A 13,447-nucleotide genomic window follows, 5' to 3' on the forward strand; every position below is an offset into this window, starting at 1 on the left:
TACCTCTTCGACGTACTCCCTGACATGACTCCATCCTTCCCAAGGAACGGAGTCTCCGGACTCGCCGGGGCGGTTCACCAAGATTGGCTGGACCGAAGATGGAGCGCTTGGAGTGATCCAGCTTGAGGTCGTCTCTCCCGGGCACGACGTAGAGCCCCAGATCGTCCTGAACCACAGTGGCTGGGCAGCATACGGGGGACGCCTTCCGACCGGTGTCAGCAAGGCCCGGGTCACGAACTACAGCAAGGACGGCGGCGGGCACGCTGTGATTGTCGAACGCTTCGACGGACTCTCTGTCGCCATCGACGCCGCAGCCACCTGGGGCAACAACGCTGCGCCCGGCTCGCCACCCACAACCGACCTTCCAGGGGTCAAGAAGCTGGTCCAACTCGCAGCAGACCCCGCACTGACCCTCCCGAAACTGTGACCTGACCTGACACCCGAGCCTCCACTGACCCAGGACCGGTCAACGGGTGATGCCCGGCTCGCCGTGGTGCGGCTCGGCCGCGACCTGGTCGCCACCAGCTCAGTCAGCGTCGTGAAGAGCGACCTGTGCCGCAAGCCGAACCGCCACTGGTGAAGCCGCGGGACGGCGCGCTCGTCGCTGCTCAAGGGTCCCGGATGACCCGTCCGGTGAGGTTCTCGGTGACGGCTCCCCATCCGGCACGTGACACGCGATCCCATCGCGGCTTCTCTGAACCTGAGTGTCCGCACAGGCTCAAGGACGTTGCGTATGCTCAGGTTCGTCGCAGAACCGTCAAAATTCGCGCGAACTTCTAAAGAGCGGCCTCGATGGCCTCGTTGGTGTAGTAGAGCTTCTTCTCCAGCGGGTGGAGCACCGTCTGGACCTTGTAGGTCGCGTCTCCGATGCACCACAGCGCGCGACCCTTGTCCTGCATCGCCCATCCGGAGACGAGGTCCTGGGCGATCGGGCCGAGCCCGAGCATGGAGTCGAGCTCGCGGGCGACACGGGGCTTCTGGGCGCCGAGGATCTTGATGTCGGCCAGCTCGAGGAGGTCCTTGGCGATCATCGCGGCCTGGGAGTCAGCGTCGCCGACCGAGAGCAGGTCGGAGGGCTTGTGGAGGTTGCAGAACTGGATGTCGCCGCCCTTGCCGGCCATGCCGCGGGAGAGCCGCAGGTCGGCGTCGAAGCTCGCCACCGCGGCGGTTCCCAGACGCATCTGCTTCCAGACCTCGTCGCGGACGACGATGCGCAGGTCGCCGGGCTCGGCGATCTCTCGCAGCCCGCGGCCCCAGGAGTTCATGCACAGCAGGGCGATGCCCACCGCCTCGTCGCCCAGGCCGTCGAGCCGGGAGAGGCTGAACGACTGGATCGGGGCGCGCCAGTCGACCTCGATGTTCGTGAAGTCGTCGAAGAGGCCGGCCAGGGTGCCGGTGACCAGCTCGCCGAGCGCGTTGCGCAGCAGCCGGGTCTCGTCGACGAACTGGCGGGTGTTCGCGTACTCGCAGGCGCGGACGAGCTCCTCGGTGGGGTTGCGCAGCAGGTCCCATAGCCGCGGGATGGTGGTCTCCTGGAGCACTGTGTGTCCGGCGGCGTAGCCGGTGAGGATCGCCAGGGCGTTGCGGACGACGTCGCTCTCGTCGGGGCCGAACGGCACCCGCCGCTCGTCGTCAATCTTCATGGACCCGACCAGGCCGCGGACCAGGACAAGCCAGCGCTTGAAGATGATCGTGGTGCGCCGCTGGGCCTCCTCGGCCGAGAGCTTCTCCCAGCCGTCGCCGAGCGGGCCCATGGACAGCGGGTTGACCCGGGCCCAGAAGCCGGGGGCGATGACGAAGGGGTCGACACCGAGCGCGCGGCACAGGGACTCGTACTCGTCCTTGACGTCGCCCGTGACCAGGGTGCGGTAGCCGAAGGGCATCATCCGGGTGCAGAACGCCTTGGTAGTGCCGGACTTGCCGCTTCCCGGTTTGGCGAACTGGAAGATGTTCGGGTTGGTCGCCGGCACGTGGTCGCACAGCACCCAGCCGAACGGGTCGCAGTAGAACGAGCCGCCGGAGAGCTGGTCGACGCCCATCTGCGCCCCGGTCGGGGGCAGCGCGGGCGCGGAGACGAACGGCCAGAACACCGGCGCCTGGTCGCTGGTCATCCGCCAGGCCTGTGCCGGGGCTTTCGCGGCCACCCAGCCGCGGCCACGACGGGCGGCGCCGCGGCGGGCGGAGTATTTGAAGATCCGGGGCTCCTTGGCCTCCGGCTCGAGGGCGGGGATCGTGGGCAGGTCGTGACCGAAGTCCGACAGCAGGGCGGCCATGTCGCGGCCGCCACGGCGGTTGCGCCGCGTGGTGGTGGTCATCAGGCGTCTCCGCTCCGGGTCAGGCTCGCGCCGAGCGGGATGGTCGAGGCGGCGAACCCGGTGTCCTGGGCGAGGTCGAGGCGCAGCGGCGCGAACCCAGCGCGGCGGACCGAAGCGTCCAGTCGTCGGCCGAACTCGGTGATCCGCAGCGTCTTGGGGACGGTGACCGTGCACACCGCGTAGGGGCGGCTGAGCGAGTTGCCGCGGGCCAGCTTGGCGTCGAGACCGCGGGCCTTGTGGGCTTCGTCGCGCTGCTTGGCGCGTGTCTTGCGGCCGAGCTTCTCGTTCATGCCCTCGGCCAGGTCGGCGGCCCACTCGGCGTTGCCGGACTGCCGGTCGGCCTTGGACTGGGACACGATCGGGTAGGCGACCACGAACGAGCGCCGCTCCCCCGACTCGCTGGGGGTGAGGATCGGCGCGAGTGCGCCCATCGCCACGCCGCGGGTGGGCAGCTTGATGGTCGCGCTGACCGAGTTCCAGGCGTCGTGGCTGTAGTGCCGCACCGTCGCGTCGGCGCCCGAGGGGCCAGCCAGCGCCCAGGGGACGTCGGCGTTCACGCCCGGGTCCTTCTCGCGCATGGCCAGGGCCTCGACGATGCCGGCCCGGTCGCCGGGAGCGAACCCGGTCCGGCAGGCCAGGGCGAGCTCCGGTGAGGTGAGCCAGCGGACCGAGGTCATCCCGAGCGGGCCGCGCAGCTGGGCCTCGATCTCGGCCATGAGCAGGTAGAGCTCGCGGCAGCGTCCCTCGAAGCCGCCGCCGGACTCCTTGGCCGACCGGGCGATCCGGGTCTCGGGGACGACGATGGTCACGAACGTCTCGGTGCGCACCGACGCCTGGGTGAGGCCGTGGGCCAGGTCGCTGTTGACGACCTCGGACAGTTCGGGGGCGTTGGCCCTGCGGTGCTTGCTGACCCACAGGTCGCGTTCGGCGCCGTCCTCGGGGACGGTGCGGACCATGAAGAGAATCTCGTCGACCTTCTCGGTGCGGCCGGCGACGTCGAGGAGGCCGGCCAGCGCCTCGCCGTAGCGGTTGCGCTCCTCGGTGTCCTTCATGCCGATGCCCGGATGCACGATCGCGGCGGTGACTGCCCACGTCTTGGTCGCGTGATCCTGGATGACCGCGACGCGCTGCAGCTGCGAGCCATGCGGCGGGCCGTCGTGGATCTGGATCCCCTGCAGCACGCCGGGCAGGTCGGGGGTGTCGAGGTCCTCGGCCCGGCCCTGGGTGGCCTTGGCCTTAAACGAGGTCCAGCCGAGCAGCCCGCCGACGGCGTACGCCGTCGAGGCGAACACCCAGCCGGTGGCCGAGCGGCCCCGGACCGGCACCACGGTGATGGCCAGCAGGAAGAGCCAGACCAGGGCGAACAGGAACGCGGAGAACCAGGCTCCGCGGCTGATCGCCCAGAACGCCGGCAGGCTGGCCACCGCCAGGAACATCAGTTGGCCTCCGGAGAGGCCGAAGAACCAGCCGATGCGGTCGCGCTGGTAGTCGGCGTAGACGGTCATCGTCGGCTTCCTTCCGGGTCAATGAGGTCGTTGGGTGTCGTCAGGGGCTCGAGGCGGAGTGGGCGGCGCATCGCTACACCGCCACCGGGGGAATCCCGCCGGCAGCCGCGCCGGCACCACCTGCCCCGCCGGCCGCTCCCCCACCGCCGGCGGCCGGGGTCTTGGGGGCAGCTCCGGCTCCCCCAGCACCGCCCTGGCCACCGCCCGAGCCGCCACCAGGTGCACCGCCGGTGGGCAGTGTCGGAGGTGTCGGCGGAGCCGGTGGGGTCGGCGGGGTCGGCAGCGGCTGGTCGTCGTCGCCGCTGTTCTGCGAGCCGGGGTGCGTGCCGCCGCTCTGCCCGCCCGACTGGCCTCCGGACTGACGTCCACCCATGCCGCTGAAGTCGGGTCCGAAGGTGCTCTGCCCGACACCGGTCTGGTTCGTCTCGTCCGACATCAGCGAGGTGGCCTTGGCGCCGGCGGAGTTGATCCAGCCCATGCCGGTCGACAGCGCCTGCCCGACCGGGCCGAAGCTGCCGAGGAAGCCCTGAGTCGACTTGTTGAACCGGTCGCCGGTCGAGGCCTCGGCGCTCTGCTCACCCGAGGAGCGGCCATTGGCGTCCGTGGTCGACGCGGCCGACGAGCCACCGCTGGCACCGCCGCCGCCGAGCAGGCCCTGGAGGCCGCCCTGGATGGCCATGCCCTGCCGGAACGATGCCCCGCTGGGGGTGCCGGGGTCGACGAAGGCCAGGAGCTTGAACAGCGCCAGGGGTGCCACGACGCTGATCAGGATCGTCATCACCGACGGCAGGGCGGTGCCGAAGGCCTTGGCGGTGCCGTCGGCCAGGTGGGCGGCGACTCCGTTGGCGAACTGCACGCCAATCCCCAGCACCATCACCATCAGCACCGGGGTGAACGCCGCGGCGTGGAACCACCGCAGCGACTTCCAGAACCAGGAGCGGGTGAAGTCCGAGACCAGGCCCGCAGCTGAGAGCGGACCGGTGGCGGTCAGCACCAGCAGCGACGCGGCGCGGGCCAGGTAGACCAGGACGTGACCGATCGCGGCCAGCCACAAGAAGATCCCGAGGAAGGCCAGCGCAGTGGCCACGCCGGCGTCCGTGATGTCGTCGACGCCGAGTCCGCCCAGCGGATCCCAGTCGGGCCAGGTCTGCACCTTGAGCAGCGACTTCATCAGCGCCTTGGTGATCGCGCCGCAGGCCGCGACGATCATCACGCAGTAGCCGAACCAGCACGCACACACCACGACGAACTGGCCGGCGCCGATGAACGCCCGCGCAAGGCCCTTCCCGTCGCGCTTGAAGGCCGCGGCACCGAGCTGGACCGTCGCCAAGATGACCACCAGGGCGAGCGCGAGCCAGAGGGCGAAGGCGTAGACGTCCTTGCCGGGTCCGTCGGCGCGCAGGTCGGGTGTCAGGAACAGCTCGCTGAACGTGAGCACGATGCGCAGCACGAACAGGCCAGAGTTCCAGACCGCGAGCATCGCAGCGGTCCAGGCGTCGGCCGCGGCCTTGGCGATGACGTCCCCGATCGCCTCGAACGGGTTGGGGATGTCCCCAAGGCCGGGGATGCCGCCACCGAACAGGTCCCCCACGTTCGGGAGGCCCGGGATCCCGGGCAGGCCCGGGATCCCGGGGAGGCCGACCCCGGGGAGTCCGCCGTCGCAGATCGCGTCGAGGATGCCGCAGCCGTCCGGGAGCAGCCCGGTGGCGCCGTCGAGGACGTCCCCGGCGCCGTTGAGCAGGTTGCCGGCGTTGTCCTTGACCTCACCGGCGGCGTCTGTGCCGCAGTCGATCGGGTCCTTGGCGCAGTCGGCGGCGTCGCCGCCGAGGTCGCACAGCGCGTCGGGGCCGGGGCAACCCATCTTGACGTTGCGGGCTGGCATCTGGCCGGCGGCCGCGACCGGCGAGACCGCCGCCGAGGTGGCCATGCCTCCTGCCTTGCTGGCGGCCGGCCCTGCGGCCGCCGCGGCGGGCGGCTGCAGCGCGGTGGCGGCACCAAGGAGCGTGGTGAGGACGAGGACCGCCAGCGTGGCGATCCCCAGCCGGGTCAACCGGGCGGCGACGGCGGCGGTCACTGGGGTGCTCCGTTGATCGGGATCCAGCCGGCCTGCTTGTACTCAGGGGTGCCCGGCGCGACCGCCTTGGGTTGGCCCTCGGAGACCAGGTGGTTGATGTCCTCGTCACTGCCCTGGACCAGGCGCCAGTCCCCGACGCCGTCGACCTCGGTCCACCGCATCAGCTGGGTTCCGGCGTAGAGGCCGTCGCTGACCTTGCCGCCGGCGGTAGTGAGGGTGACGTAGCTGAGCAGGTTCACCGCGTAGTAGCCGGTGTCGAGCTGCTCAAGGGTGTAGGCGATCGGCGTCACGGCGTAGGACGCCGGCGGCGGGACGTCGCCTTCCTTCGGTACGCCGGCCTGCTGGCGGCGCAGCGCGACGGCATCGTGTGCGCGCTGCTCGAAGACCGCCTTGTCGTCGGGGTCGGCGTACAGGCCGGCCACACTGACTGCCTGGTCGTAGTCGAATCCGAGCTGTGCCTTGGCGACCTCGACTTGCAGCGCGACGGCGCCCAAGTCGGTCTGCGGGAACCGGGTCGGATGGCCGTCGACCAACTCTGCGCCGGTCGGGATCACGACGCCGTCCGCGGGAGCGGTCTCCGGGGCGACCTGCTCGACCGAGATGTTCTGCGCGCCCTGGCTCGAGGAGTCTCCGGAGGTCACGTCGATGCCGCCGTTGTCGTCGCTGCGGCTGCGCGCTCCGAGCCACACGGCGGTGGCCACCAGGACGGCGATCACCACCAGCACGCCCACACGCAGCAGGGTGGTGCGGGGCTCTCCCATCGGGCCGTGGATCCGGTTGCTCATCTCGTTGCGCATGTCAGCGCTCCCCTTCCGTGTCGCCGGGGTCGATGGGTTCGGTGGTGTCGTCGGCGGACCAGGTGAGCCAGCCCGCCTCGTGGGCGAGCTGGGTGCCGGGCCAGGTCGCGGGTGCGGGTGCCGGCGGGGTGCCGGGGGCGACCATCCAGCGGCCGCCGACCCACTGCATGCGCTCGCAGTGCGCGAAGGCGATCTGGCCCTCCGACTTGTAGGTCGCGCTGACCTTCATCAGCACGCAGACCGTCGTCCAGTCGGGGCCGTCGGTTCCCTTGACCAGCGCGGCGGCCGGCTCGAGGGAGACCGAGGCGCTGGGGTCCTTGACCTCGCCCATGCCGGTGCTGGAGAGGAAGGCCCGGACGCTGGCGGTGATCCACCAGTCCTCGGCGCGGACCCCGCCGGGCAGCGCCCAGGCGTTGTAGACCTCCTCGGCGGTGCTCAGGCTCATCGACTGCAGCACCGCGAGGTCGATCTGGGCGAGCTGGCCGATCGCGCCCTCCGGGGTGGGCGGGAACCCGGTCATCACGAACGCGGGTCCGCTGACGCCGGTCCCGGTCGGGATCTTGATCTCCGGCGCCTTGGCACTGGTGGTCTCGCCCGGGAAGGCGGCGCTCTCGGGCACGGTCAGCATCGGCTCGGCCGCGATGTCGTCGCGGTGCGCGGCACCGCGGGCCACCGTCGAGCGCTCGGTCTCCCCGGTGGCCACGCCGGTGTTCGCCCTGGCCTCGTCACCGATGCCGGCGATCGCCAGGTAGACCGCGTACGCGAGGCCGCCGAGCAGTAGCACAGCCACGGCGACGGCGGCGGCCAGGATGCCGAGCAGCCGGCGCCGGCTCCACTCGCTGGTGCCTTCTGCCTTCTTCGTGGCTGCGCGCCGCATCAGATGCAGCCCTTGCCGAGGATCCCGTTGAGCATCCCGGGGAGCACCAGGTAGGCGATCGCGCAGGCGAACACGACCACCACCGAGATCACGCCGACCTTGGAGGCGTGCGGCAGGGAGAACACTCGGCCGGCGATGATCGCGCCGATCGCGATGATGATGCCGAGACCGAACAGGACGATGACGCCCCACAGCACGTAGCTGGTGATCTCGTTGGTGGGGCCGACAGCACCCGGGGGCGCCTTCGGGCAGACAGCCATCACGGTGGTTGCGGTTGCGGTCATGACCTCCATGGGTGGACTTCCTTTCTGGGTTGCTGACCCCGGGCGGGTCAGGCGCTTTCGCTGGTGTCGGTGGGCAGATGTGCGGGCTCGAGCAGCTGACGTGCTGCCGAGATCAGGGGGGCCGGGACGGGTCGGGAGTCCAGGCCGTTGACCGCGAGCTCGCGGTCCTCGGGGATCTCCACGCACAGGTCCGCGGCCAGGGCGCGGCGGACGGCGGGGCCGCCGGCGTGCTCGAGACCGCGCGGCCACTTCTTGCGGCGGGGCCCGCGGACGGCGAGGACGATCTGCTCGGGCTGCCAGTAGCCGGCCAGCAGGTCCATGGCGACTCCGGCGCGACGCATCCCGGGGACGGTGGCGGTGGTGACCAGGACGATCTGGTCGGCGGCGCGGACGGCTTCGGCCATCCAGCAGTCGGTGGCCAGCAGCTGGCCGGCCTCCCAGCCGATGTCGAGAATGGTCAGCTGGGTCTCGTTCTGTGCCTCGGTGGGCAGCGGGACCTCTTCGACGCCGGCGAGGACCTCGCTGGCGCGCTCGAGCAGGACGTGGTCGCGCTTGCCCTGACGCCACTCCGTCGGGTGCAGGCCGAGCTCGGCGGTGCTCGCCGCGGCGAGTCCGGAGGCGGTGACCGAGCAGCACTCGATGACTCGGACCGGGGCGGCTGCCGCGAGGCCGGTGGCCAGGGCGACGGTGCTCGCGCCGACCGAGCCTGCGGATCCGATCACGGCGATGGTGTGCTCGCCGTCGGCCGGTGACCAGTTGTCCTCGGCGGCGGTGCCGCGGCCGCGGAGGCCCTTGCCGGCGCCGGGAGCGGTGCGGAACTCGCCGGCGTTCAGTGCGTGCCAGGCGCGCTTGAGCTCGTCGACGCCGAGCGGGCGGCTCGGGCTCTGGGTGCTCACTGGGCCTCCCCGAGGGTGCCGCGGCGGAACTCGAGCGCGGCGCGGACCTCGGCCGGGGTCAGGGTCGCCAGCTGCGCCTTCGCGGCCTGGACTTTGTGCAGCTGGGCGACGCAGCCGGTCAGCTGCTCGATCGCCTCGATCTCGCGGCCGGCGATAGCGAACAGCGCGGCGATCTGCTCCGGCGTCCGGGTCTCGCCGTCGTGGGTGTTTGTCATGGGCTTCACCACCTCCAGTCGCCTATGTGTCGCGGGGTGGCGCGTGCGATCACTTCCCGGCTTATTCGTCATGACCGAACTTCCTCGGGGCGGCCGCGGCGAGGGCGCGCACGGTGCGAGATCCGTGGCGACGGACGGTTGCCTCAGAGACCCCGATGCGGGGCGCGACCCGGCTGGACACCTCGTTGCTGAGCAGGCCGCCGTACCCGCGCGCCAGCCTGCGGGTCTCGACTAGGTCGGCCTCCTCGACCAGGCACAGCAGCAGGTACCGGTCGGCGGGGCTGATGACCTTGTGGTCGCAGGCCCACGCAAGTAGCTCCAGGAGCTCCTCGGTGGCCGACGGCTCCTCCTGCTCGGGTCCGGCGTCGGCGAGGATCTCGGGGCGGTGGAACAGTGCGCCGGTGACCCGCTCGGTCGGCATCTCGGCCGAGTAGCCGGCACCGCCGTCCGCGCTCGTCAGGTCGCCGGCCGAGAAGGACTCGACGAGGGTGGTGTTGGCCCAGGTGCGGTCGGCGCGGGACACGTAGAAGAAGTCGCCGACCTCGCAAAGGACACCGACCCGGGTGTTGATCAAGATGTTGGCCGCGACCTTGCGGGTACGGCGCCACTTGAAGGTGCGGACCTCGATCCACAGCTGCGAGGCCACGAGCTCGTCGACCCGCTCGACTGCTGACCAGGTGCCGGCCATGACCGGCTGGCTGTCGCGGAAGACCTCGCGTGGCGGGAGGGTGCTCAGCCAGCCCGCGAGCCGGCAGGCGCCGGGCAGCAGGCACTTGGCCAGAGCGGCCGCAGCGGCGATGTCGTCGCCGCCGTCGGGGGCCGCCAGCATGGCCAGCGCGAGGAGGACCTGGTCGGAGGTTTCGTGGTCCACTGTCGGTAGCCAGGAGCGGAGGTCGTCGAAGTTGTCGACCACACCGAGGCGCGGATCGGCGGCCACCCAGGCCGGCCACTTCTGGCGGGCCTGGTCGAGCAGTTCGCTGTTGTCGTCGAGGCCGAGCTGGTCGCCCACACTCATCGCGCTCGCTCCTTTCGTCCGTGGCTGTGCACGGCAGAAAGGTCGCGAGCGGGCGTCCCCGGATCCGTCCCCCCAAACCCCTGATTTCGAGGGGGGATGCCTGCTCGACGGGGATACGGTCGTTGCGTTTGCGCAGGTCAGAGCGGGGGGACGCCCCCGTCCCCCCGAAAAATGAAAAAGTTCCCAGCCGACCCTTGCGCGGCCTTCTTGTCGAGATGCAGCGAACTTTGACAAGTCGCTGTCAATGTCAAGATCTACCTAAGGGGTAGACATTGGGGTTCGCCCGAGCGGCACGCTTGTCACCTGTGGCGCCACGTCACAGAAGCGAGCCCTCCCAGAAGGGATGGGCCTACGGTTCGATCATGTACCCGCCACCCGATGGGCAGGACCTCACCGAAGAACAGGCTCGCGAGCTCGATGACACGTTCCTCGCTTCGGACCCGTTCCAATACTTCAGCTCGCGCATTGCCTCGCTGCTGACATGGCACGAGGGCGCACCCATGTCGGACGTCCCCTTGCCGGAGCCTGAGCCCGGCAGCATCCGCGCCGAGTTCAACCAGTACCTGCAACGCCCCGCCGCCGACGGACCGTTCAAGGACCTTGACGTGCATGCGCAGGTGGCCGCCGACGCGCTCGCGGTCCGCCACCACGCCGCCGAAGCCCTCTTGCGGCTTGCGTGCGCCCGTCTTGCCCCTTCGATGGGCGCCGCCGTGAGGTGTCTGTGGGCGGAGATCGCCGCGGGACCGACACAGATCGCAGAGGTCATCGAGCGCCTGAATGCAAGTGCCCAGGAAGCGGACCCGGGCGAGCGGATGCTCCGCGCGCTGGTTGAACCCGGCAGACTCGAGACTGCTCGCGACAGCCCTGAGATCGTCGATGCCTGCAACGTCCTCGTCGAGTGGCTCGGCTACGCGGCACGGCTGCTCAGCCCGGCCGAGATCGACCTCCAGGCAGGTCACAACAAGGTCAAGCATGGCCTCGCCGTCCGGGCCAGGTCCGACATGCGGGTCACTTTCCTGACGACACCCCCTAACGCGGACGGCTCGGTTCCACTCAGCGCACTCACCGGACCCGACGCGATCGACATCTTCGACCAGCCCGTCCTCGAGCTCCTCGCTCGCGGCCCCAAGGTCGATGGGCACCGTCAAGGCCTGGAGATCACCCAACTCCGCCTCAAGCCGTCGGCACTGCTCGCCGAGGCCTACATGCTCGCCATGGCGCACGGAGCGCTATTTCATGTCGCGGCCGTGGAGCACTTCAAAGACCGCGACGACCTCCGTGAGTACCAGTTGCCGCCACCGTTCCCCGGCTACCCGGTCGGCGGCCCGAGGCCCAAGAACATCGACGCTCACGCGCCGCTTGGGATGCGCTTCCCGCTGACCACGCCACCCGGAGGCGGCCAAGTCAGACGCGAGGCTGGCATCGGTTTCCGCGACCGCTTCCAGATCCTCGACATCGACCACGCCAACCGCAGCAGCGGTCGCGTCGTCGATGGCTGAGTGAACGACTGTCCAGGCCCGCCTTCCGACGTGAGGCGGCTACCTCCCTTCGTGCCTCCGACGCGCCCGGAACGCAGGGCCACCGACCGGCAGCTCGCCCGCACGATGTCGGGCCGGGAACCGCCAGACGACGACGGCTCGGCACGCGACGGAGAAGTCCTCGGGCTTGTCGGGAGTGCCTGGGAGAATGGGCGGGACGAGGGAGGAGCAGCGTGACCGCCGAAAGTGACGACCAGGACGCGGGCATAGCCGTGCCCGGGGACGAGAGTGCCCAGGACACGACCGACGGGGGCACGCCGGTGCTCGATCTGGACACGCTCGACGACCTCACCGACGACGAGGCCGCCGAGGTCGCCGCAGCTGCGGCCCGTGCCCTGGCCATCACCGAGGGCTCACGGGAACGGCTCGGCGAACTCGTCCAGCAGGCGGTTGCACCGCAGATCGGCGAGACCACCAGGCGCATCAGCGAACTCAACGCCGGCAGTGCCTACAAGTCCATCCTCGCGAGCGGTGCGCTTGCGCAGACCAAGACGCTGAGCGAGCTCGTCGCCGGCAGCGCGTACAAGTCCATCTTGGAGAGCAACGCCTTGGCGCGGACGAACGCGCTGAGCGGATTCGCGGAGGTACTCGGACGGTCCACCGCAGACCGCGCTGCGTTCTCCTTGGCGTCCGGTCTGAGGGCGTCGGACTCGGTCACCTCGGTCATCGGGAAGCTCATGGCTGATACCGAGGGCCTCGGCATTGCCAGGAGCACCCTCGCGGCGACCGTGGGGGAGTCGCTGAAGGGGTTCAGGGCCGCGGATCTCGGTCTGACCGCGTCCTCCACCCTGGCAGCGTTCGCCAAGGACCTCGGCCCGAAGGCCGACGTCTCCGGTTTCCAGGCCGCGCTCGGGCAGTCCGAGGCCGTCCGTAGCATCTTCAACGGGCTCGCCGGCACCGAGATCGCCCGCACCCGCTCCCTGGCTATGCAGCAGCTCGTCGCCACCAGCGGCATCGCCGACCTCATCGGCAGCGACAAGATGGTCGCTTCTTGGCGGCAGTCCCTGCTGTCCGAGGCGACCGTCCGCTCCCTCATCGGCACGATGGCCGTCCCTGAGACCGGCGCGTCGCTCCTGCGCGACATCGTCGCCGCGAACACGGCTACCGCCCGGGTCGTAGGCCGCTATGCCGAACTCAACAAGGCCTCGGTCCTCGCCCCGACGGTCAGCGCCCGCCCGACCCGCGAGCTCCGGTCGTTCCTCGCCGGAATGTCGGTCGCACCCGACCTCGACGAGCTCACCTTCGCTGTCCGGGCCAGCAGGAGCGTCGCCGGCATCGCCGCTGCCGACCTCCTGGTCGCAGACGGCACCATCGAGGACGAAGCCGGCGAGCTGTTCGAGGCCGAGATCGTCGAACCGTGGCTCAACGGCCCCGAAGCGTTGCGCGGCTTGCTGTTCTCCCGTCTCGGCGCGCTCGACCCGCACGTCCCTGACCTGCTCCGCGGCGCCTGGGCACAAGTCGAGCAGGACGGCCCCGCCGCGACCTCGATGGCGTCGCACGCCGTCCAGGAAGCCATCGACCGGACCCTCCGCGCTCTCGCGCCGTCCGACCTCGTCCTGCGGCTCTTCGCCGCAGGGCGCCTCCCGAAGAACTCCGTGCACGAGAAGAACGGCGAGCGCCACCCCACCCGTGCCGGCCGCATCGCGGCCGCGCTCCACGAGCGCCACGCCGGCGAGACCAAGCTCATCGCCGCGCAGGCCAAGGCCATCGCCGCATCGGTGGCGTACCTCACTGAGAGCCTTCAGGGCGGCAAGCACGCCTCCAACGGCACCGTCGGTCTCGTCCGCACCTGGCTGGTCTCAGTCGAGGCGACCTTCACCCAACTGCTTTACGAACCTGGCGACGGCTGAGCGGCGGACTACTTCGACTTCGACACTAGGTCCGTCCCCCGCATTGAGCCGAGCAGGTTCCCGCGCCCGAGCGACCGCCAT

General features: G+C 70.5%; 12 protein-coding genes. 3 read left to right on the top strand and 9 right to left on the bottom strand.

Features of this window, described 5'->3' with window-relative positions:
• The first annotated feature begins 112 nt into the window (after positions 1 to 112).
• Positions 113 to 427 carry a hypothetical protein gene (locus tag Q1B24_RS10030; protein WP_299927226.1) on the top strand — a complete coding sequence of 105 codons (315 nt, stop codon included), beginning with the start codon at positions 113 to 115 and terminating at the stop codon, positions 425 to 427.
• A gap of 349 nt (positions 428 to 776) precedes the next feature.
• Here Q1B24_RS10030 and Q1B24_RS10035 read toward each other — a convergent pair whose 3' ends face one another.
• The 9 genes from Q1B24_RS10035 to Q1B24_RS10075 all read right to left on the bottom strand — a co-directional run bounded on the left by Q1B24_RS10035 (position 777) and on the right by Q1B24_RS10075 (position 9,978).
• Positions 777 to 2,315: an ATP-binding protein gene (locus Q1B24_RS10035; RefSeq protein ID WP_299927229.1), complete on the bottom strand. Its 1,539-nt coding sequence runs from the start codon at positions 2,313 to 2,315 to the stop codon at positions 777 to 779.
• Positions 2,315 to 3,820, bottom strand: coding sequence for an SCO6880 family protein (locus Q1B24_RS10040; protein ID WP_299927232.1), 1,506 nt, complete (start codon positions 3,818 to 3,820; stop codon positions 2,315 to 2,317). The genes Q1B24_RS10035 and Q1B24_RS10040 overlap by 1 nt, the downstream gene beginning before the upstream one ends.
• 73 nt (positions 3,821 to 3,893) lie before the next feature.
• Positions 3,894 to 5,894, bottom strand: coding sequence for a type IV secretion system protein (locus tag Q1B24_RS10045; RefSeq protein WP_299927236.1), 2,001 nt, complete (start codon positions 5,892 to 5,894; stop codon positions 3,894 to 3,896).
• Positions 5,891 to 6,691 (bottom strand): hypothetical protein, encoded by an 801-nt coding sequence (locus Q1B24_RS10050; RefSeq protein WP_299927239.1) that lies wholly within the window; start codon positions 6,689 to 6,691, stop codon positions 5,891 to 5,893. Before Q1B24_RS10050 ends, Q1B24_RS10045 begins: the two co-directional genes overlap by 4 nt.
• Position 6,692: 1 nt before the next feature.
• Positions 6,693 to 7,568, bottom strand: a complete 876-nt coding sequence (locus Q1B24_RS10055) for a hypothetical protein (protein ID WP_299927242.1) — start codon at positions 7,566 to 7,568, stop codon at positions 6,693 to 6,695.
• Positions 7,568 to 7,852 carry a hypothetical protein gene (locus Q1B24_RS10060; protein WP_246056794.1) on the bottom strand — a complete coding sequence of 95 codons (285 nt, stop codon included), beginning with the start codon at positions 7,850 to 7,852 and terminating at the stop codon, positions 7,568 to 7,570. The genes Q1B24_RS10055 and Q1B24_RS10060 overlap by 1 nt, the downstream gene beginning before the upstream one ends.
• A gap of 47 nt (positions 7,853 to 7,899) precedes the next feature.
• Positions 7,900 to 8,748, bottom strand: a complete 849-nt coding sequence (locus tag Q1B24_RS10065) for a hypothetical protein (RefSeq protein ID WP_299927251.1) — start codon at positions 8,746 to 8,748, stop codon at positions 7,900 to 7,902.
• On the bottom strand, positions 8,745 to 8,963 hold the full coding sequence (locus tag Q1B24_RS10070; protein WP_299927254.1) for a hypothetical protein: 219 nt from the start codon (positions 8,961 to 8,963) through the stop codon (positions 8,745 to 8,747). The genes Q1B24_RS10065 and Q1B24_RS10070 overlap by 4 nt, the downstream gene beginning before the upstream one ends.
• A 61-nt stretch (positions 8,964 to 9,024) precedes the next feature.
• A complete protein-coding gene (locus tag Q1B24_RS10075) occupies positions 9,025 to 9,978 on the bottom strand; it encodes a hypothetical protein (RefSeq protein ID WP_299927257.1) in 954 nt (317 codons plus the stop codon).
• 362 nt (positions 9,979 to 10,340) lie between these two features.
• On the opposite strand from Q1B24_RS10075, the gene Q1B24_RS10080 reads away from it, so the two are divergent.
• Both Q1B24_RS10080 and Q1B24_RS10085 read left to right on the top strand, forming a co-directional pair.
• Positions 10,341 to 11,477 carry a hypothetical protein gene (locus Q1B24_RS10080; RefSeq protein ID WP_299927260.1) on the top strand — a complete coding sequence of 379 codons (1,137 nt, stop codon included), beginning with the start codon at positions 10,341 to 10,343 and terminating at the stop codon, positions 11,475 to 11,477.
• A gap of 212 nt (positions 11,478 to 11,689) precedes the next feature.
• Positions 11,690 to 13,366, top strand: coding sequence for a hypothetical protein (locus Q1B24_RS10085; RefSeq protein WP_299927264.1), 1,677 nt, complete (start codon positions 11,690 to 11,692; stop codon positions 13,364 to 13,366).
• The last annotated feature ends 81 nt before the right edge of the window (positions 13,367 to 13,447 follow it).

Origin of the sequence: uncultured Nocardioides sp. (genome assembly GCF_947488025.1) — a bacterium.
In the GTDB taxonomy this organism is placed as follows: domain Bacteria; phylum Actinomycetota; class Actinomycetes; order Propionibacteriales; family Nocardioidaceae; genus Nocardioides.